Raw genomic sequence first — 1,264 nt, forward strand, 5'->3', positions numbered from 1 at the left:
CAAAAACAAAAAAGGCCGCTTTCGCGACCTTTTCTATTCAGCTCTCGTGAGAACTAAAATCAACTATTCTCAAAGAGAATTAGTCCATGATTTTAGATACAACACCAGCACCTACTGTACGACCACCTTCACGGATAGCGAAGCGTAAACCTTCGTCCATCGCTACTGGGTTGATTAGTTCAACAACAAACTTCAAGTTGTCGCCAGGCATTACCATTTCTACACCTTCAGGAAGCTCTACAGCACCTGTGATGTCAGTTGTACGGAAGTAAAACTGTGGACGGTAACCTTTGAAGAATGGAGTATGACGGCCACCTTCATCTTTAGATAGTACGTATACTTCTGACTCAAACTTAGTGTGAGGAGAAATTGAACCAGGTTGACATAAAACTTGACCACGTTCTACGTCTTCACGCTTAAGACCACGTAAAAGGATACCACAGTTCTCACCAGCACGACCTTCGTCAAGAAGCTTACGGAACATTTCTACACCAGTACAAGTTGATTTTTGTGTATCACGGATACCAACAACTTCTACTTCATCACCTACAGTGATGATACCGCGCTCAACACGACCTGTTACAACTGTACCACGACCTGAGATTGAGAATACATCTTCGATAGGCATGATGAATGCACCGTCGATTGCACGCTCTGGCTCTGGAATGTAAGTATCAAGTGCGTCAGCTAGCTCAACAACTTTCTCTTCCCATTTAGCTTCACCTTGAAGTGCGCCTAATGCAGAACCTTGGATTACTGGTAAGTCATCGCCTGGGAATTCGTATTCGCTAAGAAGTTCACGAACTTCCATTTCTACTAATTCTAGTAATTCTTCGTCATCTACCATGTCACATTTGTTCATGAATACGATGATGAAAGGTACACCAACCTGACGTGATAACAAGATGTGCTCACGTGTTTGTGGCATTGGACCATCTGTAGCAGCAACTACTAAGATAGCGCCATCCATTTGTGCAGCACCAGTGATCATGTTTTTGATGTAATCGGCGTGACCAGGACAATCTACGTGTGCATAGTGACGTGTTTCTGTATCGTACTCGATGTGAGAAGTATTGATTGTAATACCACGCTCACGCTCTTCAGGAGCATTATCGATTTGTGCGAAATCTTTTACTTCACCACCGTGTACTTTTGTTAATACCGCTGAGATAGCAGCTGTTAACGTTGTTTTACCGTGATCAACGTGTCCGATTGTACCAACGTTTACGTGTGGTTTCGAACGTTCAAATTTTTCTTTAGCCAT

At 43.0% G+C, this 1,264-nt stretch carries 1 protein-coding gene; it reads right to left on the reverse strand.

The features are described 5' to 3' along the window. Window positions 1-79 precede the first annotated feature (79 nt). Entirely contained in the window at window positions 80-1,264 is a 1,185-nt protein-coding gene (gene tuf / locus AC27E9_RS19145; protein WP_487132905.1) for an elongation factor Tu, read from the reverse strand.

The organism is Colwellia meonggei (assembly GCF_057537295.1).

Bases quoted from the DNA above. Each gene is read 5' to 3' on its own strand.
- tuf (WP_487132905.1), bottom strand. From the start codon at position 1,264: ATGGCTAAAGAAAAATTTGAACGTTCGAAACCACACGTAAACGTTGGT.